Here is a 22,334-nt window from a genome sequence, read left to right on the forward strand (position 1 = left end):
TTATTCCGGAATCGTTCGTTCAGAATAGCGGCGCTGGCGTTCGGTGTGGTCTTTGCGTTCTTTTTGGCGGATTTCTTGATGGGGGAGTCGCGCGTTCCTGAACATGCTCCGGGCCCGATTCCTTTTGACCACGCGTTGCACGGCGATTCCATCGGTTTGGATTGCGCCGCCTGCCATACGGGCGCTCGCGCCTCGGCGAATGCCTACATGCCCTCCAAGGCGGACTGCATGGACTGCCACAGGCTTCCGTTGACTGAAAATCCGGGAATCGAGACGCTGGATTCCGTCTTGGCCAAGGCCGATGACCGCCCCTGGTCGCACAAGCGGATTTTGCCGGAACATGTGGTGTTCCATCACGGCGTGCATGCGGCTGCAGGTGTTGCTTGCAGCGACTGCCACGGTTCAAACCATATGCAAAACCGCTACGGCGGTGAAAGATTCGACATGCAGAGTTGCTTAAAGTGCCATCGCGGTGAAACTTTCAAAGAAAAAGGCTTTAAACCGGCGGCCACGTACTGCGCCGCTTGCCATCGCTAGCGCGGTAAGGTATCTTATGGGAATGGATCGTCGCGAATTCATCAAGAGTTGCTCGCTGGTGGCTGTCATGGGGCTGCTGTACGGATGCCGCAAGTCGGCGGTCCTCGGCGATATCGCGTCGCAGCTCTCGGTGCCCGAACTCAAGCGTTTTGAAGACGAAGTCAAGCTCGCCATGTCTCAGGCGAAAAAATCCCTCGACCTCGTGAAGATTCCGACTCCGGGTGCCCTCAAGATTCCGGGGGCCTCGACTCTCAATCGATTCGGCATGGCGATAGATCTGGATGCCTGCGATGGTTGCGGCAAGTGCATCCTGGCCTGCAACCTTGAAAACAATGTTCCGCTCGTTCCCGAAGAAGATGCCGCCCGCGGACGTTTTATGCACTGGGTCGACATGCGCGGCGGCACCCCCTTCATGTGCGCGCACTGCGGGAATGCCCCGTGTGAACGCGTATGCCCGACAGGTGCCGCCAATCACACCCCCGACGGCCTGAGCGCCATGATGTACAAGCGCTGCACCGGAAGCCGTTTCTGCGGCGCGAACTGCCCCGTTCAGGCCCGAAAGTTCAATTTCAACGACGCCCAAAAACTCGGGCTTGCCCGCCAGTTCAATCGCGAAGTTCCGCTCCGCGACAAGGGTGTTATGGAAAAATGCAGTCTTTGCCTGCACCGCCTGCAGAACGACCGCCTTGAATTCAAGACCTCGCTCACCGTGGGCACCGATGCCGAATGGCGTGGCCGCGGCGTCAAAACCGCCTGTGCCGAAGCTTGTCCCAAGAACGCCATCATCTTTGGAAACTGGCTCGACGAAAAGTCACCGCTTGTCCAGCTCACCAAGAACCGTGTGCTGTACGCGCCGCGAGAACTGGCCAATCTGGATCCTTCCGTGGTATTTATGCGGGGGAGGCGCTAATGTTTCGCTACCTGATGATTTTGGGGCTCACGTTGTTCTTGCCGGGGCTTTATGCTCTAGGGTACTCTGTTTATCAGGGTCCCTCGGCTTGGATGGTGGATTCCCAGACCTTCTGGGGAACGCCCATTAGCCTGTTTGTTTTCTGGATTGGGCTTGCCCATGCCGGCACGCTCCTGTCGGCGATATTCCTTGCGCTTGATATCAAGCTGGACCGCCGCACCGCCTTGATTGCGGAACTTTCGACGCTCGTGAGCCTTGTGTTTGCAGGAATTTTCCCGCTGATGCACTTGGGCGTCATCGATAACTTTTACATGGTGGCCCCCTTCCTCGATGCCCGCGGCAATTTCGCGAATGTGCGTTCGCCCCTGGTTTGGGACTTCTGTTGCATAGCCGTGTATGCGCTCCTGTCGCTCTTGTTTTTTGGCGTGCATTTAAAGTCCCGCGAAATTCCGGCTCTCGATAAATACCGTAAGCCCTTGGCGTGGCTCCTGTTCCCGTTGGTGCTTTGGGTGCATACGGTTGTGAGCCTTGATTTTGCAACCACGTTTGTGCCGGAGTGGCGTGGCGCATTCTTTCCGGTCTACTTTATCGCGGGGGCAATTCTTTCGGGCCTTGCGCTCGTGAACCTCTTGATTTGTGCCGAAGGCTACCGCGTGCGTCTTTTGGAACGCTTGCAACTCATTTGCACCTGGATTCTTTGCGCCATCTGGATTTGGGATCTCATTCTTAAAGGATATTTCTGCACTTCGGCGTTTATTTTTGCCGGAGTCCTTCCGCAGCTCCGAATGGTGTCGGTGATTCGCGAACACCGTCTTGGCCGAATCTTTTTCTCGGTCTCGATTCTCGTCGGCCTATTCCTGGAACGCTACTATCTCGTTTCGCCCACGGCGGCCTCGGCAACTTTTGGACGGATTGACTTGGGCCTTGTCGCCTTCTCGGTGGGCGGTTTCATGCTGCTGTTCTTTGGAATTCGTCGCTACTTGAACAGGAAAATGGAAGGTGCAGGCTCCTATTTTGGCGAAGTCGACGGCACCGATCTGGCCGAAGCCGAACAAGAAGAATTTGAAAAAGAAAACTTCACGGGCGTGCGCGGCATCCAGAAACTCAGAAAGGGCTTTTACATGCAGCCCTGGTCTTCCGAAGAATACCGCATCCTGCGATTCCCCTTGCTTGTGGGCTTTGCCGCTGCCATTCTCTTCTCTGTGTGGGTGTGGGGCCAGAGCGTGTTTGCGAATGTCGATCTTTCGATTGCGAACGTGATTCCGCTCCTGTATCCGATTGTTGCTGTCGTGACAGCCTTTACGCTGTGTGTTCGCGCTTACTTTGTTGAAAAATCCTTCGACATGACTCGCCGTGAAAAAACTCTGTGCGTAGTTTTGCTCGTTTTGGCGGCGGTTTGCCTTGGGGCGTTCTTTGCGGGTGGTTCTTCTGAAAAATCATCGAAAGTACTTGATTCGCAACCGATAGGTGTTGATACTCCGGTTTCTCAAAATCATGCCCGTCTCGTTTGGAATGCCCGCTGTGCCACATGCCACGGAACAGACGGCCGCTTCAACGAAAAATTCGTGCGCGAATTTTACCCTGTGCCGCAAAAACTGAGTGTGCAGCGAATCGATAGTCTTGGCGTCGATTCTCTTGTCAAGGTCGTTTTGAATGGTCGCGTGAACATGAACCCTTACGCGGACCGCTTGACGTCAGAAGAAGCGCTTGGGCTAGTGAATTACATGCGCGTGCTTGCCGAAAACGCCGTACCCGAATCGGTAAAGGAGGGCGAAAAATGACGCCTCTTGCCAATTCGCTCTCTTGCCTCATCGCTCTCGGTTGCGCCTCGTTCCTGTGGCGCAAGGGCTCGTCGCCATACCGCAATGGAGGCCTGCTTGCCGGCTTCTTGGTCCTGTTCGGGGTGTTCTGCTATTTTGGCGGCGACATTAACGACCCGACTCTGGAACATTACCCGTTCCGCATGTTGGCTCTCTGCCTCTGCCTTTCGACCACCTCCCTTCCGCTTTATCGCAGGCGTTATCTGGTGCTTGCGCAATCGCTCTGGTGTTGGATTGAACTTTTTGGTGGCATCGCCCTTTATTACCGCGGTATCGACATTGCCTGGACCCGAATTGCGGCCCTACTCTGCATGACCCTTTGCAGCACGTTCCTTTCTAAAATTTCAAAGGAAATGGAATTTTGCCTGATGGTCTTCTGGCTTGCCGTCTGGGTGTTTTTTTAGTAGACAGTAGGCAGTAGACAGTGGTTAGTGATTAGGAAACGAGATTCGTTTTCTTTTACAGGGAAATTTCCTTGAGGTAATCCGCGGTTAGTTTCGACAGCGAAGTGGCCTTGTCGCGCTTGAACTGACGGCGTTTCTTGTTTTTATCAAACCCCAAGAATTTTGGGAGCATGGTCAGATGGCGGAACGTGAAGGCAGATAGCTGGGCTACGGGGAGGCTCTTGTAATAGATTTCCCACAGCGGAGCGATCGCCTGCTTTTCGTGCAAGAATTGCCCTGTTAAGTGTCTGGCATAATTGCCTTCGTTCAATGAGGCTACCAGGTACGGCACATTGAACATCTTGCCGCCGGCGTGCGCCATGCGGAGCGTGTAATCCAGCAGTCTGAATTCGGGTGGCAGGTCCAAATCGAACAGCCCGGTGCGCTGGATGATCCGGCTCGAAAATACCGCAATCATCGGGCTTGGAGCCGCGACAAATCGCATCTTCTCGTTTTCAGAAATCGGGGCGAAACCCTTCGCGCCGTTCAAGAGCAAACCGCCGTAAAAGTGACTTTCAAACTTAACCCTCGGCGCAAAGGCATCCACCATCGGGAATCCTTCGATGCATTCGGCCAAACTATTCAGAAAGTCGCGGTCAATTTTCACGGCGGGGTTGGCAAAAACCACCCATTCGGCATCAATGCTTTGTAACGGGCGGTTCCAGTCGCTGTCGTGCAACCAGCCGAGGGCTGGGTCTTCAAAAGGGAGAATCCAATTATTGAATAGCGGGGAGTTTTCTTCGAGAACGATAACGTCAAACTGCCGCATTGCAAGCCCGAATTAGAAATTCACTCGCACGCCAAGCCTGTGTTCGTGACCCATACCTTGGGCAAGGTACGAGAAACTGTAATCAAGGGCAAGCAAGTCCATGGCGTAGCCAAGGCCTGCGCTCAACATGTGGGCGTTGTTCGTTTCATCCGGGCGATCTTCAGAGGCCATCAGTTCCTTGGCGTCGCGGATCAAGTCTAGCCACGTGCGCTGAAAGCCCGCGCGAACAAAGAGATGTTGGCCGAGTGCGTATTCGCCACCCAAGCTCAAGAAGGCTTCCTGGTAACGCGGGAAATCGTTGTCGACATAAACTGTGAGGCGGGGGAGAACCTTGGGTCTGAAAAAGCCCGCGATGGCAAACGTCTGCGACATCGGGTAGTAATCGTTCTCACCATCGTCTACGTAGTCGCGCAACAGGCAACCGAAGTCGCGTGCCATAACGGCCAGACCGTAGCGTTTGCTTTCGGACTGCCAGGTGAGACCCCAGTCGAATGCGGCTCCCAGGGCCGTGCGGTCTCCGGCGTCGTCCGTGAGCTTGTCGGCTGCAAATTTAAGAGTTGCACCGAAACGGATATGCTTGAGCGGGAAGGCTACCGAAGCTGTAGCCAGCTGGCTGAACGGTTCGTAGTCGTTGCCCGTGGCATTGCCATATTCATCGTAACCTTCAATGCTGCCGTAAGAAAGCCAGTTGTACGAAACCTGGAAGATGTACTTGCCGTAATGCCCGGTATAGCTGATACTACCCTGGTTGTCAGCCATGTCGCCCGTTTGCCAGTGAACCGATGCAATGTGGTTCTTGCCTTCGGGCAAAATGACTGCTGCCGGGTTCAGCTGGACAATCGTCGGGTCGGTAGATACGCCTGCACCGGCCGATTTTTCGAGAGCTGCATTACGCGGGCTATCAAAGGTGTTGATGAACGAAAACACCTCTTGTCCGGCATCGCCTTGAGTGAAATAGGCATGGCTTGCTACGGGAATTACGAGTAGTGCCGAGACCGCTGTCAGAAGGTGTTTGAAATTCATGATTGAAATTTACAAATATTGTTGCAATGCGAGCGGGAAAATCCTCAAAAAAGCGTTAATTTTTACGAATAAATGCAAGAATCGCCTTTACAAAAGGCGAAACGTTTAATATATTTGGGTGCGTTCGGGCTACTAGCTCAGTTGGTAGAGCAACGCCCTTTTAAGGCGTGGGTCGAAGGTTCGAGCCCTTCGTAGCTCAGGAAACCGGTTCTAGATTTTCTAGAATCGGTTTTTCTTTTTAAGACTTTGCTGTCTTATTGGGGAGCAGAATGTCGTCAGTTCGATTAAATCCGTCGAGAGCGAAGCGAACATGACGGATTTAAGCCTTGACTTGAACGGAGTTCAAGCAAGCCCGAAGGGCAAAATGTGAAACAACGTGAACATTTTGGCAATCTGGTTACCCCGGTCCGTCAGGACCGAATAAAAACTATAAATAACTTTCCAAAATGTTGAAATAATTTGCTATATTTGCACACACTCGGGGTGTAGCTCAGCCTGGTAGAGCGTCTGCTTTGGGAGCAGAATGTCATCAGTTCGAATCTGGTTACCCCGATACAAGAATAGCCCCCTTTTGGGGGCTTTTCTTGTATCATAGGTAACCAGATTAGCTTCACCGAAGGTGAAGCCCGAAGGGCAAGCCGGGAAGTGAGCGAAGCGAAACCGAAGCCGGCGCAGCAATCTGGCTACCCCGATATGAAAGTCGCACCCCAACGGGGTGCGATTTTCATATTTGTATAGTCATTCGAACTGATCAGTTAGACTAAAACCATCGAGAGCGAAGCGAACTCAGATGGTTTTAGGCCTTAACTTGAACGAAGTTCAAGTAAGCCCGAAGGGCAAAATACGAAACAAAGTGAGTATTTTGGCACTCTGGCTACCCCGATAATGCGGCGATGCCTCTCTCCTAATCTAAAATATCAGGCAACAGAACATCTAGCTCCTCGGGTCTGTTAATCCCGAGGATAATTCCTCTCATTTGCATTTTCTGGGTCGTCTCCAAATCGCAAACCGCCAGGACTTCGGAATGGTCTATATAGGCTTCCTTGCAACCGAGTTCCAAAGCCATGCTTTTACAACCAAAGACCTTGTCATCGCAGTACATTATCAAATCAAGAGTGTGGTCCTCGTTCAGGTCTGATTCAAATACAATCGTTCTTTCATGGCCTGCCGTATCCGGATAGAAAGCGTTAAAGAAGTCAGGCACGTTGGCCTTGAGCTGAGCCTTGGTGATAGGGACTGTTGCATGCACGGATTCAGCATCTATGTCGCCATGTCTGCCTACAAATTCGCGGTTGTATATGCTTAAGGATGCCAGTAAGTTAGTGTATGTCATGGTGAGTCCGCCCGGGTTGCGTAACAAATAGAAATCCCCGTAAAAAGATTCCGTAGAATCGCTTCCGTCGTAGGCCCCGATAATCTGGCAACCGCCATACACATTGAAACGGTAGTAATGCGCCGAATCCGCAGTTCTTTCGTTTATGTCTACAGGGCATTCCTCTTCAACAAAGTTGGCGCATCTTCCTGTTTCGGGATTGCAGGCTTCGGCAATGTCGCAGAGTTCAGACCGGCAAATGCAGGCGCCATACAGGAACTGCCCTCCAGACGCGGTGCAGGAATCTTCAAAGAATTCAGGAATAGCGGGAAATTCGCTGCTGGATGACTGGTCCATGGGTAATTCGCTGGAGGAACTAGTCTGTAAATCACTTGAAGAACTTATTAACGAATTGGAGGAAGATTCTGGTGATGGATCGTCTGTAGCTTTGCTTACGTCGTCGCTGGAACAGGCGACAATGCAAATAAATGCGAAGGGTAGAACAATTCCGTATTTGTATTTCATATTTCCTCCATTATTAATGGAATATACCTTTTTAGGGGAGAATATGAAGAAAAAATGAAAATCAGACAATTTTTTGTGATTTGTCTGCTGTATCCAAGACTAGACAATCTTCCTATCCGCAATCCATTTCCGCACGGATTCTTCGGCGCGGGCGGCAAGAATTTCCTTCTTGTTCTTCTTCTTTAAACCTTCGTGGTGGGGGAGCAGCCCGAAGTTGAAATTCATCGGCTGGAAGTCTTCGTTTTCTTCCACAAGGCGGTTCATGAGAGAACCAATGCAGCTTTCGTCGGGGAGCGGGTCGGCGTGCCCGTGCAGAATCGTCTGTGCCATGTTCCAGGCGGCGTACCAGCCGGTGGCGACCGCTTCGGTGTAGCCTTCGCTGCCGGTAATCTGGCCCGCAAACCATGTGGGCGGAATGCCCTTGGCGCATTCAAGGTCCGGACGCAAGCGAAGCGTTTTATCCAGGAACTTGGGCGATTCAATGAAGGTGTTGCGGTGCATGCAGCCGAGGCGCGCAAATTTTGCATTGCGGAGTGCCGGCACCATCGTGAAGATTTCCTTTTGCGTGCCCCACTTGAGGCGCGTCTGGAAACCGACCATGTTGAACAAGGTCTTCTGCTTGTTTTCGGCGCGGAGCTGGATTACCGCGTACCATAATTTTCCGTTGTTGCCTAGCCCAAGGCCAATCGGACGCATGGGACCGTGGCGGAGCGTCTCGTAACCGCGTCGGGCCATTTCTTCGACGGGGAGGCAACCTTCGAACAGTTCGTTCTTTTCGAACGGGCGCGGCTCGGTGCTTTCGGCTTCGCAGAGCTTACGCACAAATTCTGTGTAGGTTTCCTTGTCGAGCGGGCAGTTGATAAAGTCCGCCGTTTCGCCCTTTTCCCAACGGTTGCGGTAAAAGGCGTGGTCAAAGTCAATGCTGTCGGTTTCGACGACCGGGGCGATGGCGTCAAAGAAGTGTAGACGGTTGCTGCCGAGGCGCTTGAAAATGTCATCGGCGAGAGCGTCGCTTGCCAAGGGGCCTGCGGCTACAAGAGTCGGACAGTCGCCCTCGAGGCTCGTGACTTCTTCGCGGTGTAATGTGATGTTGGGCGACTCAGCAATCTTCTTTTCGACCGATTCGCTGAAAATGTCGCGGTTCACGGTGAGCGAGTCGCCTGCGGGCACGGCCGCTTCTCGGGCGGAATCCAGCAAAAAACTCCCGAGCATCGTGAGTTCCTGCTTCAAAAGTCCGTGGGCAGATGTAATGCCCAAAGCCTTAAAGCTGTTGGAACAAACTAATTGGGCGAGATGGCCGTCTTTGTGCGCAGGTGTATTTTTCACCGGGCGCATTTCGTACAAATCAACCTTAAAACCGCGGCTCGCCAATTGCAAAGCCGCTTCGCAGCCTGCAAGGCCGCCACCAATTACACGTACGCGTTCGTTCATTAGTTTGCAATCATCTTGCGGTAGCTTTTGGCGTTACCAATCCAGAGCTTCACGAGCAGTTCCTCGAGCGAGGCCGAAGTCACGTATTCCGGATCGGCGTCCTGAATCTCGTCGGAAATCATGTTCGCCTGGGTCGGGTTAAGCATGCCGTAATAGAGCGCTTCCATGAGCTGCGACAAGAATTCCGGTGACACACGTGCCACGTATTCCATGTCGTTGAGCGGCGGGAGCTGGCTTTTGTCGGGGCTGAACTGGTCCAAGTTGTCCATGGTCCACAGGTCAGCGGCCTTCCCCATATCGGCGGTCATGGCAACACTCTTGATAGCGGAACGGTATTCGTCCCACTCTTTCGCTGTAGTCTTGCCCGCCTTGCGAATTTTTTTCAGGAAGGAAAGGACCGTGTAATACAGGTCCTTTTCCCGCTGATTGATTTCCTTTTGGGAGGTTGGAACCATAGGCGACCCTTAATGGCGGAAGTGCCTCATGCCGGTGAACACCATGGCGATGCCGAATTCGTCGCACTTCTCGATAGAGAGGTCGTCCTTCTTGGATCCACCCGGCTGCACGATGTAGCGCACGCCAGCATCGTGGGCGGCTTCGACGTTGTCCGGGAACGGGAAGAAGGCGTCGGAACCCATCACGACTTCGCCGAAGACCTTCTTTTCGAGAGCCTTGAGGCCGGCTTCGTTAATGCACTTGCCGTTTTCGTCGAAGAAGGGCTTGGCATCTTCCATGCGGGCGACGTTGTCGCGAACGCGCGGCTGACAAAGACGGAGGTTGGAGTCGATGCGGTTCGGCTGGCCGGGGCCAAGACCCATCACCTGGAAGTAGCCGGGCTTGTATTCGTAGCCCATCACGATGGCGTTGGACTTGGTGTGCTTGGTCACGAGCCAGGTAAAGCGGGCGAGGTCTTCCTTGTTCTTCGGGAACTGGGCCTTGGTCACGCATTCAAACTTTTCGTAGGTGTCCACGTCGCGGTCCTGAACGAGCATGCCGCCGATCACGTGCTTGTACACCTTGCAGTGCGTTGCCTTCTTGATTTCGCCGACTTCGAGGAGGCGAATGTCCTTGGACTTGTTCTTGAGGAATTCGAGAGCGTCGTCGTCGAATGCCGGAGCGAGCAAAATTTCGACAAAGCGGCCCTTCAAGAATTCAGCAGTCTTGAGGTCCACCTTGCGGGTCACAGCAATCACGGAACCGAAGGCCGACACCGGGTCACCTGCCCAGGCTGCTTCCATAGCTTCGCGGAGGGATTCACCCGTTGCAAGTCCGCAGGGGTTCATGTGCTTCACGATAACGACGGCATTGCCTTCGCTGAATTCGCGGGCCATTTCGAGGGCTGCGTCAGCGTCCACGATGTTGTTGTAAGAAAGTTCCTTACCCCAGAGCTGCTTGGCGGTAGCGAGGCTTGCTTCGGTGCAGGTCGGGTCGCGGTAGAACACTGCGGACTGGTGGGAGTTTTCACCGTAGCGCATCGGCTTCGGGTCAACGAATTTCAAAACGAGTTCTTCGGACATAGAGTTTCCTTTGATGTTTTACTCACTACAATATAAAAAACAATGTGTAATATGTAATGATTAATTCCAAATTTCACATTTGTACTTTCGCTACGCTCAAGTACCAAATGCTCGGCTCGGAAATGCCAATGCAAGCATTGTCGCTTCTCTCGCCTTGTGCATTTGTCACATCTCACATCTTAAAATAGGCTCGGGGGAGGATTGTTGTCGTCCAGTCCGGCCAAATTGCGGTCGGCATCGGACATTTCATTCTGCTGAATGTTGTCGAGCGGGTCTTCCGGTTCCACAATCAGGTTGTAATAAACATTGTTCTTCAGTTCGTCTTCAATGTAGAAGAGCGTTCCACCCATGGCAGAACCGCAACCGGCGCATGCACCCTGGTAGCGGATTTTCAGGCGGTTATCTTCGGTCAAGTCGAGAATTTCAACGTCGCCGCCGTCGCCCTGGAGCATGCCGCGTACGGACTGGTGCAGCCAGGCTTCGATTTTTTCAATCTTCTGAACCTTGGTGAGGGCATTCCATTCGGCGTCCGCTTCGGCGCGGCCTTCGGCGGTTTGCGTGCGGTACTTGATGCGCTCCATCTTTTCTCGCACCAGAATGGCGGTTGCCTTTTTTTCGGGATACACGTCGTAAACGCGCTTGATCAGCGTGTTCATCTGCTTGATCTCGGGCGCGGTTGCAGCAATGGCAGGCACGTCCGGCGTGTCGCGGAGTTCGAGTTCCAAACTTTCGGCGGTAATCGCGCAGGCGTCGTCGATGGTCGCCATCTGGATTTTTTTGCAGAAGGTGTCTGCGAGTGCGGTAAAAATCGGGCCGCCGTAGGTAAAGAACCTGGTTTCCAGAATCTTGTCGCATTCCGGGTCAATCATCAAATAAACTTTAAGGCTAGCCTCTTTGACATCGACCAGGGCGAGGCCTTTTTCGTCGGCTTCAATCTGGAAAATGGCGCCACGGTATTTGGGGGCCTTGGCAATTTCTTGCAATTTTTGGGACATTTCGTTACACGGCGCTTGGCTCAGGTTTTCTTCACTCATGGGCACAAATTTAGAAATTTTGGGCTGTTTTGTGCGAAAAAGCGAAGAATGCAATGTTTTTATAAGTGTGTAAAAATTATTTCAAGACTATTCGAAATATTGTTTAAAATTGTTTAAACAGCGTGTTTCTGAGTAAGAAATGCTTATATTGAAGATATCTTTTTCAAGGAGTGACAATATGAATCTAAAAAAGTTGGGCTTTGCAGTAGTTGCTGCATCCATGTTCACTTTCATGGCTTGCGACGATTCCTCTTCGGCTAGTTCCGAAACACCTGCAGGCGGTGAAGATCAGCCGACTCTTTCGAGTGAATCTAATGCCGGTGGAGATGAAGCCCCTGCAAGTTCTTCAAGTGTAGGGAGTTCTACAAAAGAATCGACAGACCCTGCAAAAGAAGGCTCTGAAGGCAAGACAGATGAACCTCCGGCAGCAAGTTCTGCAAGCGAGGAACCCGCAAACGAAGAACCCAATACGGACGCCCCGGTAGATACATCTGCCAATGTTGGCCCAGGTTCGTTTGATTTCGATACTACGGGCTTTACTTTTGATTCCACGGCTTTCGCCGACATGATGAAGTGTGACGAAGAAGGCGCTACCCAGAATATGATGGGTGCTGCCGTGTTAGTTTGCACGGACGGTCAGTGGGTGTATGATTCCACAGCGACTGCTGCAGCCAACAAGTGCGACGAAGAAGGTGCCACGAAGACTGAATCCATGGGAATGGGTGACGCCTTTAGCATGGACATGACCTATATCTGCAAGGATGGTCAGTGGGAAATGCAGATGCCCGACTTCGGTGGAATGTTCGGTGGCGACAGCACCGGTGGATTCCCGGGCGGCATGGGCAACTGGGGCGATTCCAGCTTTACGATGCCGGGTGGCGGCGAAATTCCTGAACAAACCCCTGGCTTAAAGTAGTTTTCTCTCCCAAAATACCTAAAAAGCCTCGACTATGTCGGGGCTTTTTTTGTGAATAAACACATATTTTATGCTTGGGTAAATTTTTTTGAAAAAAACTGTTGTTTTTTTGTAATAAAAAGATATCTTTCTTGCAAAACATACAAGGAGACGATGATGAATATGAAAAAACTTGGATTTGCCCTTTCTTTGACTGCTGCATTCGGCCTCATGGCTTGCGGAGACTCTTCGAGTAGCGCTAGTGGCGGCACGCCGAGTTGTAACGTGAGTTCAGACGCTAATTCCGTAACAAGATCCATGAGCTATGGCGGTGAAACCGTTGAAGTCAAGCAGACTATCGAGGGCGATTATCTTATTACCGCTTCGACCTACAAGGGTATGCCGAAGGAGGCTGTCGAAGAGGAATGCCAGGAAGCCAAGTACGACAGAAATGCCGAAGTCACTTGCGAAGGCAATACGGTAACGACTAAAGTTGAGGCTGCGGGGGTGACTGTTGCCAAACTCAAATCCCTAGCTGAAGGTATGTGTAAGGATATCTCTTCTGGCGTTAATATGGATGACGAAGAGGAAGAGGATGATTATCCGAGTAAGAAAGACAGTCTCGACAACGACACCCCTGTTTATGAGGGGTCTGATGGCGGCAACAGTAATCCTATTGATGACCCTATAGATAATCCTATAGATGATCCTGTAACGGATCCTGATCCGAAAACGGATGTGAATAACCCTATGGGTAGTTACAATCAGCCTTGTTCCGTCGAAGGTGAAAAAAAGATAGACGTTGTCTTCGGCATGGAAGCACCCTTGATTTGCAAAGATGGCTTTTGGGATGCCGATGAAGAAGCCATGGAGGCAGGCCTCGTGTGCAGTACTGAAGGCGCAACGAAGGACACGGTCATTGCCGGTCTTTCTATGACGTTGACTTGCGACGAAGGTGAATGGACCTTGGATGAGGACGCTGCGCAGGATATGCTGAAGTGCAATCAGGAAGGTGCAAAGAGCACTATGATGGGCATGCCCGTGATCTGCCAGGATGGCGAATGGGAACTTGACGAAGAATCCATGGACATGGGTGATTACGGCGATTGGGGTGATTGGGATGATGAAGAAATCATCGTTGATTAACTAAACCATCCGTTTGAATATGGAAAAACCCCGACTTTGTCGGGGTTTTTTAGTCGCAAAAAGCTAATAGATTAAGCCTTAATGATTGTATCCTTCGCGAGCACGACGATGCCGGATTCGGTCACATGGAACAGCTTCTTGTCGCGTTCCAGGTCGTAGCCAATCTGGAAGCCGGCCGGAATGTGCAGGCCCTTTTCGATGATGGCGCGGCGCACCTTGGCACCCGGGCCAATGGTCACGTTCGGGAACAGTATCGATTCTTCGACAAGGGCGTCTTTCTGGATAGAAACACCGGGGGAGAGAATGCTCTTGACCACCGTACCGCCACCGATGATACAGCCCGACGACACGATAGAGTCAATGGCTGCACCCTGGTGGGCGTTGCCTTCGCCGGCAAAGAACCTTGCAGGAGGCTGGTTCCAGTTGAAAGTACGGATGGGCCAGTAGTTGTTGTAAAGGTCGAACGGCGGGTTTTCGGAACACAGGTCCATGTTCGCTTCGAAGAAGGCATCGAGCGTTCCCACATCGCGCCAGTATCCCTTGGTGCTGGCCTGTTCGCCGCGCACGATATTGGTGTTGAAGTCGTACACGTAAACGGGGTAGTCCTTGTACAGGCTCGGAATAATGTGCTTGCCGAAGTCGGTCGCGCCGTTTTGAGCGCCCTTCAAGAGTTCGCGCACCAGGAACTTGCTCGTAAAGATGTAGTTGCCCATACTGGCCAAACAGTAGCCGGGGTTGCCGGGCATTTCTTTGGGGTTCTTGGGCTTTTCTTCGAAACCGATCATGCGGTTGTCGGCGTCCACTTCGATAATGCCGAATTCGCGTGCTTCGGAGACCGGCACCGGAATAGCGGCAATGGTCAAAAGGGCGGCGCGGGAGAGGTGGAAATCAATCATCTGGTTGATGTCCATCTTGTAGATGTGGTCGCCACCGAAAATAGCCACGAGGTCCGGACGTTCGTCGGTAATCAGGTTGATGTTCTGGAAAATGGCGTCGGCCGTTCCCTTGTACCAGTCGTCGCCAGTGCGCATCTGTGCAGGCACCAAGTCCACATATTGGTCCAAACTGGCGTTCAAATTCCAGGCGGCAGAAATGTGCTTGTTCAAGGAATCGCTCTTGAACTGGGTCAAGACCTTGATTTTAAAGATGCCGGAGTTGATGAAGTTGTTCAGCACAAAGTCGATAATGCGGTAAGTTCCGCCAAAATGGACGGCAGGCTTCGCGCGGTCGCGGGTGAGGGGCTGTAAACGGCTGCCTTGACCGCCGGCCATGATCATGCAAAGGATGTTTTTCTGGTGTTCTCTAGAATAAGACCAACTCATATAGCAATAACCTTATAATGAGGGGTATTAACCCTTTTTCGTGTATACAAGCCTAATTTATGTAATTTCAGGCCGAAATGTAAACTTTTTAGCAAAAAAAAACAAAAAAAGTGAAATTTTTTCAAGCGCCGTATTTGGGGCGGACTGCGTGTGGCGGATGGATGGGGTGATTTAGTTCAAAAAATTGCCAACGCCCCTGCAATTTGGACATTGTTTTTTGTAAATTTTATCGCGTTCGAAATTATCGAAACTTAACGTTAAACCAAACAGGAGCTCATAATGAGTCTTACCCTTAACGATATCAAGCACCCGAAGATCAGTACTTGGGTGAATGAAATGATTGCCATGTGCGAACCGGACAACGTCGTTGTCGTTGACGGCTCCAAGGAAGAATACGATGCCCTTATGCAGAAGTGCGTCAAGGCTGGCCTCGCCACGAAGCTCGCCAAGAAGGAAAACTGCTACCTGTTCCGTTCTCTCCCGTCTGATGTGGCCCGCGTCGAATCCCGTACCTTTATTTCTTCTGTGAAGGAAGAAGATGCAGGTCCGACCAACCACTGGATCGACCCGTCTGAACTCAAGCAGACGATGCGTAAGCTCTATAAGGGTTGTATGCACGGCCGTACCATGTACGTGATTCCGTTCTGCATGGGCCCGCTCGGCTCCCCGATTTCCAAGAACGGTATCGAAGTCACGGACTCCGAATACGTTGTTCTCAACATGGACATCATGACTCGCGCCGGTAAGAAGGTTCTCGACATCTTCAATGCAGACGTGAACGCTGACTTCGTTCCGTGCCTCCACTCCGTTGGTAAGCCGCTCCGCGAATGCGAAAGCGACAACGGCATCTGGCCCTGCGCTGACGTTGAATACAAGTACATCACTCAGTTCCCCGAAGAACGCCTCATCTGGTCGTACGGTTCGGGCTACGGTGGAAACGCTCTTCTCGGTAAGAAGTGCTTCGCTCTCCGTATCGCTACCGTTCTCGCTCGCGACGAAGGCTGGCTCGCTGAACACATGCTCATCCTCAAGCTCACCAACCCGAAGGGCGAAGTCAAGTACGTGACTGGCGCATTCCCGTCTGCTTGCGGTAAGACGAACCTCGCTATGCTCATCCCGACTATCCCGGGCTGGAAGGTCGAAACCATCGGTGACGACATTGCATGGATGAAGTTTGGTAAGGATGGCCGTCTCTACGCTATCAACCCGGAAGCCGGCTTCTTCGGCGTTGCTCCGGGTACTTCTGCAGAATCCAACAAGAACGCTCTTATCTCTGCAGAAAAGAACACCATTTACACCAACTGCGCCCTCACTGAAGACGGCGACGTGTGGTGGGAAGGCATCGGCTACCCGGCCAAGGGCAAGCTCGTTGACTGGAAGGGCAAGACCCGTGACGCTCTCCCGAAGGACAAGGCTCCTAAGGGCGAAGAAATGGCTCACCCGAACGCTCGCTTCACCGCTCCGGCTAAGCAGTGCCCGTGCATTGCTAAGGAATGGGAAGATCCGGCAGGCGTGCCTATCTCTGCAATCCTCTTCGGTGGCCGTCGTCCGTCCACCATTCCTCTGGTCCACCAGTCCCTCAGCTGGAACCACGGCGTGTTCCTCGGCTCCATCGTGGGTTCCGAAATCACCGCTGCCTCTACGATTGACGCCTCTCAGGTCGGTAAGATCCGTCGCGACCCGTTCGCCATCCTCCCGTTCTGCGGCTACAACATGGGTGACTACTTCAAGCACTGGATCGAAATCGGTAAGAAGTCTACCGAAGACAAGCTCCCGAAGATCTTCTACGTGAACTGGTTCCGCAAGGATGCCAACAACGAAAAGCTTCCGGGTGGCTTCATGTGGCCGGGTTACGGCGACAACAGCCGCGTGCTCGCTTGGATCTTCGACCGCTGCAACGGTGTTGACAACGCTGTCGAAACTCCGATCGGTTACATGCCGAAGGAAGGCGCCATCAATACTGATGGTCTCGCTGACTACTATAAGGAAACTCTCCCGCAGATCACGAAGGTTGACGTGGAAGGCTGGAAGAAGGAACTCGCTGACGTTAAGGAAAACCACTATCCGAAGTTCGGCAAGCACCTCCCGAAGGAACTTTCCGACATCATCGACATGATCCAGGATCGTTTGAATAAGGCATAATTGTTCGTAAACCGAGAGTTGCGGACAAGCTTGCTTGTCCATAACCGAGGCGAAGAACAAAGGACTGCATAGCAGTCCCATAAGCCGAGCGTCGCAGGGAAATGCTTGCATTTCCCTATGACCGAGGCGATATGCCTGCGCTCGAAGAGCGCAACGCTTAATTCCTAAAGGAAAATCCTTTAAAGAAACCGCGACTAGCTTTCAGCTGGCCGCGGTTCTTTTTTGAACCATACTGGGGTTAAATAAGATGGTCGCATAAGCTACTATATTCATTAAGAAACACCCCAAAGGTCGCCGTCGGCGGCCTTTTTCCGTATGTACAAGCAGGGTCGGCGATAGTCTGGGATATCAGCAACAATTTTGCAATTGGTATACGCCCCTTCTGTATTTAAATACGTTGACTTTCCACATCTTTTTTATATATTTCCTTATGTGGAAAAACAAATTACATGGACTATTGCCGCAATCGGTGAATTTGCGAAGGCGAAGGAGCTTTCGGTTAGGCAGGCATTTAACTACCTGAGTTTGTTTAAGGGAATTGATTTTCTGCAAACCCACTATGGTGCAGAGCATTTGCTTTCGTTTGATGACACCATAGACGATTTGACTGCAATTTGTCAGAGGAACGGGGGGCAGATTCTATGATTCTATATCATGGTTCCAACTGTGAAATTGAAAAAATAGACCTTGCCATGTGCAGACCGTTTAAGGATTTTGGACAGGCTTCCAAATGACGAACAAACAGAATTTCCTTATCGAGAGCATTGTAGGCGACATTGCCAAGTGGCTGATGGAAGAACAGGGCATGACTCTGCAAACGGCTCTTGGGGTTGTTTATAATTCACAATTTTTCGAGAAATTGCAAAATCCAGATACCGGGCTCTGTTCTGAAAGTTCCGCCTACAACTACGATATTCTAGTCACTGAGTTAAAAAACGGAAAACTAATACAGACAGAGTATTAAAGCCTCTCATTCATTTTTGTAGATAAATTATCTTTGACAAGGACATATACTACGGGAGTACCTAGTTATTTTGTATTGTGCGTAGTACAATCATCAAAGGTCGCCCCAGCGGCCTTTTTCCGTAAATTAAGGCTAGCAAGGCGGTTGACATGTATGGTTGACACGTATTTCCTGGGGTGTTTTTTGACGCTTACAGCGTCCGTGGCTGCGGCTCCCAAATGGGTCCGCAAGCGGCCCCGCTTGTTCGCCTTGCACACTTTTATTATATTAACAGTATGGCGTTAAAGAGATTCCCCATTGGCGTGCAGGATTTTGCGAGAATTCGCGAAGACGGTATGTATTATGTAGACAAGACTGACCTTGTCTACAAGTTGACCCATACGGACCCGTATTACTTTCTGTCCCGTCCGCGCCGTTTCGGGAAATCGCTGCTGGTCAGCACGCTGCAATGCTATTTCGAAGGCCGCAAGGAGCTGTTCGCGGGCCTCGCGATGGAAAAGCTCGAGACCGAGTGGAAAAAGTATCCGGTCATCCGGCTTGACATGAGCATTGTAAAATACTCGGACAAAGATTCCCTCGCAAATTCGTTGAACAAAATTTTAGAGCCTCAAGAAAAAAGATTCGCGGTTACACCTGAACCGGACAACCATACTTGGGGCGTCCGTATGTCACGAATAATTGAAGCAGCACATGAGCAGACTGGTAGCCAGGTGGTTGTGCTGGTCGATGAATACGATGCCCCGATGCTAGATACCTTCGGTATGGAATCTTTTGAGGATATTCGAGTCCAGGTTCGCAGCTTCTACAGTCCGTTGAAGGCTTTGGGCGGCATCCTCCGTTTCGTGTTACTCACGGGTATCAGCAAGTTCAGCCAGCTCTCGATTTTCAGCGAACTAAACAACCTGAACGTCATTACCATGGATGACGAGTACGCGGCCATCTGCGGTATCACGAAGGAAGAAGTTCTGACACAGATGCAGCCCGAAATTCAGGCGCTCGCCGACAAGAACGGGCTCACGTACGACGGGGCTTGCGAGGCGCTCAAACGCCAGTACGACGGCTACCACTTCAGCAAGAATTCGCCGGACGTGTTCAATCCGTTCAGCCTTATCAATGCGTTGAGCAAACGCGAGCTTGCCAACTATTGGTTTGCGACCGGTACGCCGACGATTCTGACCCGGCTCATGCGCAAGTACAAGGTGGATCCGACTCCTTTCGATACCGGGTTCGAGGCTACGCAGGACATGTTCGACGCTCCGACGGAGACTGCCAAGAACCCTATCCCGATGCTTTACCAGAGCGGTTACCTGACGATAAAGAATTTTGATGGTTTCGCGTACAAGATTGGATTCCCGAACGAAGAAGTGCGTCTCGGTTTTCTGAAGGCGCTGATGCCCTATTACGCGATGGACGACGTTGTTGACAACGACATATTCATGCTCCGTTTCACGAAGGCGCTGCGGGAAGGTAAAATCGACGATGCGATGACCCACATCCGTGCATTCATGAGCGGCATCCCGTACAATGCGGAACGCAAGGACGAAAACCACTACAAGACGGTGCTGTTTCTGATATTCAAGCTTTGTACGCCATATGTCGTGCGTACCGAGGAATGCAGTGCCGCTGGTCGCGCCGATGCCGTCGTGGAGACAGCCGATGCTGTTTACGTTTTCGAGTTCAAGCTTGACTCTTCCGCGACTGTGGATGATGCGTTAAAACAAATCGACGACAAGGGATACTTGATTCCATACTCGGCTACGATGACCAAGGACGGCTCGCCGAAAAAGTTGTTCAAAATCGGTGCTACGTTCGATGCAGAAAAGCGAACCGTCGGCGAATGGAAAGTCGTGGAAGGGTAGCTTTCTGATCATGCCATGGTCCAAATAATTTTATCATTTTATTTTGTTGGAGAAAAATAAGGGATGAAAACAGTCCTTTATTTTAATTCCTAATTGAGGAACTTTTTTTCTCAAAAGCTGTTTTACCCTTACACATACATCATTTTTTTACCGATGAATTTAATTATAGATGCTATATACAATCTACGCCCAGATAACCATAGGCCAACTCCATTTTTTTATAGGAATCAGTGAAAATGAAAGCAGGTGTAAATTCTGTCCTTGCATTTCTGGTCATACTTTTTTTTGGAGGGTGTTGTAGTATAATGTATAGTTCCATACCTCCATATGGAGGTTCTCCAATTCAGTTTAAAATTAATAGAATTGTTTTGACATCTCCACAAATCAGTGAAGAAAATGATAAGTTTATTCAAGGTGTTGCAATGACTTTGAATAAAAAAGAATCTTTTTTTTGTGGTTGGTGTGGTAATGATAGCTTACCGGTATTTGAATTTCGCCGTATAAATAATGTTGAGTATGATACTATTCGAAATTATCATATTGCTAGTTCGTGGCGAACTCCAATTGATCTTCTGAAAATGAAAAGTCCTCCACGACTTTCTGAAAATGAATACTATATGGAAATGAACAATGTCTACTACAAAAAAGATTCGATTTTTAATTGCGAATATGCTGTTTGGAATCACAATCGAGATACCATTCTACGTGTTGGTCATTTAGGACCTGTATATTCTAGTGATGTCAGTATGATGCAACGAGTTGCAGACTATATGTTGATACAATTCAATTTATTAGATTGATTTGTGTATTTGAGTCATCTTTGAGATAATTGATGATGATTTGGGAAACTTTAACTCTTTAGATTCCATTGAAAATGGATCCTCCCTTAGTGGACTCTAAGTACAAGGCGAAGAAAGGTTTATAGATAGAGAGTATATATTAACTTTTTTTGTTTAGATTATATATAGTTAGTTTATAAAAAAATCTTGTGTCTTCACAACCCATGTTCCCTGATTCCCATACACCACGATTCGCCCTCTTTTCAGCACTTTGCATTGCAAGTTGTGAAAGAGGTGTGGATTTTCGGTATCGGAATCTAGGATATACTTTCCATTGACACATTTACCAGGATGCTCTTGGAGCATCCTTTTTGTTAGGGCGTTGTCAACGGTGCGCTGCATGTAGGCGGCGTCTTTCTTTGTAAAGGCAAGTTGACCTTTGACGGCCTGAACGTATAGGTTCATGGCTAGGGTGAAGAAAATGCCAGAAACCGCTATGGTGACGACTAATTCTATGAGTGTAAAGCCACGTTTCATTTCTTCTTCCTGTATTCGCATTTATAGAGAGCTCGGGTTGTGTCGGCTTTGTTGCGGATAGAAATTGCCTTGTAGCAGATTTCGTCACCGGAGTTTTGCTCGGTAATCAGGGTTTCCCATTCTATACCGATGGAGTCCCTATGCACGAGAATCGTGTCTTTTTCCAAGCCTTCGTTTAGGTAAAGGTTCTGTTTACTTAGGTTGTGGCCGTAGTCGTCGATCCATGCTTTTTGTGTCATCTTGTTGGGGTACAGGTAACTCATTAGCATGACTCCGGAAGTGGTGAGTATGGCGAAACTGAGTAGCACTTCGATTAAAGTCACTCCCTTTTTGTACTTGTTAGAAGGCAATTGTGGCCTCCTTTCCGATTTGCACAATATCAGGGGTTATGACATGTAATGAGGTGTCGTTCGTAATTTTTGCATTGCGTAAAAAATCGTTCCAGAGAGTATTGTCGTCATAGAAGGCGAAGGACCATGCAACGAAATAACCTTGGAGTTTTCCCTGCATGTCCAGTGAAGAAAATTGATGCCACGAGCGTCTCGTTGGTGTATGAAAATGGCGAGTTCACGTTGAAAGAGAACTAAGCTCGTATAATCGAAATAATTCCACAATCGCGGCTCTTTTTGCTGTTATAGGCCAAAATGATAGCTGCGTGTACACTTTTTTTTGGAAAAAAATGTCTCAACATGGCAATTTTTAGTTATATTCCAAGTTGGAATAATCTAACAGATGAAATTCTGTGGAATTAGAAGAAGGTAAAATATGAATCGTTATGACTTGGTTCTTCTGGGCTTGATCCTCGAGAAGCAACGTAGTGGTTACGACATCATAACCGAGGTTCGTAACCGCGAACTGGACCGCTGGGCAAACCTCAGCACCTCGACTGTTTACAACAGGCTTTCGACACTCGAAAAGCATGGCGATATTGAAGGTCGTGCCGAACGCGATGGCAACCGCCCCGAACGTGTGGTTTTCACGATTACCGAAAAGGGTAGGGAAACCTTGCGCAAGGAAGTGCTTAAGCATTTGACCGGCTTTAACGATGACCCGAGAACGCTCGGATTCGCCTTCTTGTTCGGTGCCGAACAAAAGGAATTGATTCGCACACTGGAAGCGCATGAACGCCGTCTGGTGAAAGAGGTAGAACGTTTGGAACAGATGATTGCCGAAGAACCGCGCCCGACTTTGTTTGCCGAAGGCCCGTTCCTGAACTGCATGAGCCGCGACCACATTCTGGTGGAACTCAAGTACGTGCGCGCAGCGATTGGAATCTTGCGCGATCCGGTTCGCAACAAGAAACTCGACGGCTACTTCTACATCAACTTTGGAAACCGCGATTTTGTGAATAAGAAAGACTAGTTTTTTT

Annotated in this window: 22 protein-coding genes, 2 tRNA genes and 1 pseudogene; 14 read left to right on the plus strand and 11 right to left on the minus strand. The window is 50.4% G+C overall.

Translation table 11 applies throughout. The features are described from left to right. Positions 1-45: 45 nt before the first annotated feature. The 4 genes from BUC02_RS11475 to BUC02_RS11490 are packed head-to-tail and all read left to right on the plus strand — an operon-like array spanning position 46 to position 3,671. On the plus strand, positions 46-537 hold the full coding sequence (locus BUC02_RS11475; RefSeq protein WP_073322717.1) for a cytochrome c3 family protein: 492 nt from the start codon (positions 46-48) through the stop codon (positions 535-537). Positions 538-559: 22 nt separating this feature from the next. Continuing rightward, a complete protein-coding gene (locus BUC02_RS11480) occupies positions 560-1,447 on the plus strand; it encodes a 4Fe-4S dicluster domain-containing protein (RefSeq protein WP_175549857.1) in 888 nt (295 codons plus the stop codon). Next, a complete protein-coding gene (gene nrfD, locus BUC02_RS11485; RefSeq protein WP_073322721.1) occupies positions 1,447-3,228 on the plus strand; it encodes an NrfD/PsrC family molybdoenzyme membrane anchor subunit in 1,782 nt (593 codons plus the stop codon). Before BUC02_RS11480 ends, nrfD begins: the two co-directional genes overlap by 1 nt. Next, positions 3,225-3,671, plus strand: a complete 447-nt coding sequence (locus BUC02_RS11490) for a hypothetical protein (RefSeq protein WP_073322723.1) — start codon at positions 3,225-3,227, stop codon at positions 3,669-3,671. The genes nrfD and BUC02_RS11490 overlap by 4 nt, the downstream gene beginning before the upstream one ends. Positions 3,672-3,726: 55 nt before the next feature. On the opposite strand, the gene BUC02_RS11495 is transcribed toward BUC02_RS11490, so the two are convergent. Then, positions 3,727-4,479, minus strand: a complete 753-nt coding sequence (locus tag BUC02_RS11495) for a hypothetical protein (protein WP_073322725.1) — start codon at positions 4,477-4,479, stop codon at positions 3,727-3,729. Positions 4,480-4,491: 12 nt separating this feature from the next. Beyond that, positions 4,492-5,502: a PorV/PorQ family protein gene (locus tag BUC02_RS11500; RefSeq protein WP_073322727.1), complete on the minus strand. Its 1,011-nt coding sequence runs from the start codon at positions 5,500-5,502 to the stop codon at positions 4,492-4,494. 126 nt (positions 5,503-5,628) lie between these two features. Here BUC02_RS11500 and BUC02_RS11505 point away from each other — a divergent pair. Further along, positions 5,629-5,701, plus strand: a tRNA-Lys gene (locus BUC02_RS11505). Between the two features lie 280 nt (positions 5,702-5,981). After that, a tRNA-Pro gene (locus tag BUC02_RS11510) sits at positions 5,982-6,055 on the plus strand. 351 nt (positions 6,056-6,406) lie between these two features. Here the strand turns inward: BUC02_RS11510 and BUC02_RS11515 are convergent. The 5 genes from BUC02_RS11515 to BUC02_RS11540 all read right to left on the minus strand — a co-directional run bounded on the left by BUC02_RS11515 (position 6,407) and on the right by BUC02_RS11540 (position 11,321). Next, the gene (locus BUC02_RS11515) at positions 6,407-7,339 is read right to left on the minus strand and encodes a hypothetical protein (protein WP_139261135.1); all 933 of its coding nucleotides are present in this window, start codon (positions 7,337-7,339) and stop codon (positions 6,407-6,409) included. 99 nt (positions 7,340-7,438) lie between these two features. Then, entirely contained in the window at positions 7,439-8,770 is a 1,332-nt protein-coding gene (trmFO, locus tag BUC02_RS11525; protein WP_073322733.1) for a methylenetetrahydrofolate--tRNA-(uracil(54)-C(5))-methyltransferase (FADH(2)-oxidizing) TrmFO, read from the minus strand. Further along, the gene (locus tag BUC02_RS11530) at positions 8,770-9,225 is read right to left on the minus strand and encodes a hypothetical protein (RefSeq protein WP_073322735.1); all 456 of its coding nucleotides are present in this window, start codon (positions 9,223-9,225) and stop codon (positions 8,770-8,772) included. Before BUC02_RS11530 ends, trmFO begins: the two co-directional genes overlap by 1 nt. 9 nt (positions 9,226-9,234) lie before the next feature. Continuing rightward, a complete protein-coding gene (locus BUC02_RS11535) occupies positions 9,235-10,287 on the minus strand; it encodes an IMP cyclohydrolase (RefSeq protein ID WP_073322737.1) in 1,053 nt (350 codons plus the stop codon). Positions 10,288-10,466: 179 nt separating this feature from the next. Beyond that, positions 10,467-11,321: a NifU family protein gene (locus tag BUC02_RS11540; protein ID WP_254794204.1), complete on the minus strand. Its 855-nt coding sequence runs from the start codon at positions 11,319-11,321 to the stop codon at positions 10,467-10,469. Between the two features lie 178 nt (positions 11,322-11,499). Between BUC02_RS11540 and BUC02_RS11545 the strand changes: the two genes are divergently transcribed. Together BUC02_RS11545 and BUC02_RS11555 are read left to right on the plus strand one after the other, a co-directional pair. Then, on the plus strand, positions 11,500-12,237 hold the full coding sequence (locus tag BUC02_RS11545) for a hypothetical protein (protein ID WP_139261136.1): 738 nt from the start codon (positions 11,500-11,502) through the stop codon (positions 12,235-12,237). A 162-nt stretch (positions 12,238-12,399) separates the two neighbouring features. Then, entirely contained in the window at positions 12,400-13,362 is a 963-nt protein-coding gene (locus BUC02_RS11555) for a hypothetical protein (protein ID WP_139261137.1), read from the plus strand. A gap of 71 nt (positions 13,363-13,433) precedes the next feature. Here the strand turns inward: BUC02_RS11555 and glgC are convergent, their stop codons facing one another. After that, positions 13,434-14,684, minus strand: a complete 1,251-nt coding sequence (gene glgC / locus BUC02_RS11560; protein WP_073054276.1) for a glucose-1-phosphate adenylyltransferase — start codon at positions 14,682-14,684, stop codon at positions 13,434-13,436. Between the two features lie 279 nt (positions 14,685-14,963). Between glgC and BUC02_RS11565 the strand changes: the two genes are divergently transcribed. From BUC02_RS11565 to BUC02_RS11590, 5 genes are all read left to right on the plus strand, one after another. Next, positions 14,964-16,826: a phosphoenolpyruvate carboxykinase (GTP) gene (locus BUC02_RS11565; RefSeq protein WP_073322745.1), complete on the plus strand. Its 1,863-nt coding sequence runs from the start codon at positions 14,964-14,966 to the stop codon at positions 16,824-16,826. A 432-nt stretch (positions 16,827-17,258) separates the two neighbouring features. After that, positions 17,259-17,471 (plus strand): DUF3791 domain-containing protein, encoded by a 213-nt coding sequence (locus tag BUC02_RS16760; protein WP_217653081.1) that lies wholly within the window; start codon positions 17,259-17,261, stop codon positions 17,469-17,471. A gap of 85 nt (positions 17,472-17,556) precedes the next feature. Continuing rightward, positions 17,557-17,790 (plus strand): hypothetical protein, encoded by a 234-nt coding sequence (locus BUC02_RS11580; RefSeq protein ID WP_073322749.1) that lies wholly within the window; start codon positions 17,557-17,559, stop codon positions 17,788-17,790. Between the two features lie 275 nt (positions 17,791-18,065). Further along, positions 18,066-19,649 (plus strand): ATP-binding protein, encoded by a 1,584-nt coding sequence (locus BUC02_RS11585; RefSeq protein WP_073322818.1) that lies wholly within the window; start codon positions 18,066-18,068, stop codon positions 19,647-19,649. A 236-nt stretch (positions 19,650-19,885) separates the two neighbouring features. Next, positions 19,886-20,449 carry a hypothetical protein gene (locus tag BUC02_RS11590; protein WP_073322751.1) on the plus strand — a complete coding sequence of 188 codons (564 nt, stop codon included), beginning with the start codon at positions 19,886-19,888 and terminating at the stop codon, positions 20,447-20,449. 168 nt (positions 20,450-20,617) lie between these two features. Here the strand turns inward: BUC02_RS11590 and BUC02_RS11595 are convergent, their stop codons facing one another. The 3 genes and pseudogenes from BUC02_RS11595 to BUC02_RS16765 form a co-directional block, all read right to left on the minus strand. Then, entirely contained in the window at positions 20,618-20,965 is a 348-nt protein-coding gene (locus tag BUC02_RS11595) for a type II secretion system protein (RefSeq protein WP_175549858.1), read from the minus strand. Further along, positions 20,962-21,228, minus strand: a complete 267-nt coding sequence (locus BUC02_RS11600; RefSeq protein WP_254794205.1) for a hypothetical protein — start codon at positions 21,226-21,228, stop codon at positions 20,962-20,964. Before BUC02_RS11600 ends, BUC02_RS11595 begins: the two co-directional genes overlap by 4 nt. Positions 21,229-21,237: 9 nt before the next feature. Then, positions 21,238-21,342: pseudogene (locus BUC02_RS16765) on the minus strand (prepilin-type N-terminal cleavage/methylation domain-containing protein); the annotation flags it as partial. A 388-nt stretch (positions 21,343-21,730) separates the two neighbouring features. Between BUC02_RS16765 and BUC02_RS11605 the strand changes: the two are divergent. Continuing rightward, entirely contained in the window at positions 21,731-22,327 is a 597-nt protein-coding gene (locus tag BUC02_RS11605) for a PadR family transcriptional regulator (RefSeq protein WP_073054279.1), read from the plus strand. Positions 22,328-22,334 lie beyond the last annotated feature (7 nt).

Origin of the sequence: Fibrobacter sp. UWOV1 (assembly GCF_900142495.1) — a bacterium.
GTDB lineage: Bacteria > Fibrobacterota > Fibrobacteria > Fibrobacterales > Fibrobacteraceae > Fibrobacter.